General features: G+C 57.3%; 1 pseudogene. It reads right to left on the bottom strand.

Annotation, left to right across the window (positions count from 1 at the left end):
• Positions 1-335, bottom strand: a pseudogene (locus I656_RS0117460) (monooxygenase); the annotation flags it as partial.

The following is a 335-nucleotide window of genomic DNA, read 5'->3' as shown; positions in this document are numbered from 1 at the left end:
AACAGGTGGGCCGCTTCGCCAGCCAACAGCACACGGTGATGGCGGTCAGTGAGCGACTTCGCAACCACCTGGAAAAAGCGGTACGTCGACACCCACGTAATACGGTCCGCGTATTTTTCCGGCATCACTTTCGGCAGCCATTGCTTCACGCCGTCCACACTGCCGAACTGCTCCGGATCATCGCCGTCAAGCAATTGCAAATCAATGCGCCACCCGCCGGCAAACGGCACAAAGAGGACGTTGCGCCCGTCCACAGCCGGATGCTGATAATGAAACACCCGCTCAAGCGGCAACGGATCGGCTTCATCTTCTTTCACATCCACGACGACAAAGTA

It is taken from the genome of Geobacillus sp. WSUCF1, from assembly GCF_000422025.1.
In the GTDB taxonomy this organism is placed as follows: Bacteria; Bacillota; Bacilli; order Bacillales; family Anoxybacillaceae; genus Geobacillus; species Geobacillus zalihae.
The sequence above is the reverse complement of the archived record's forward strand: the minus strand, read 5'-3'. Positions and strand labels throughout refer to the sequence as shown.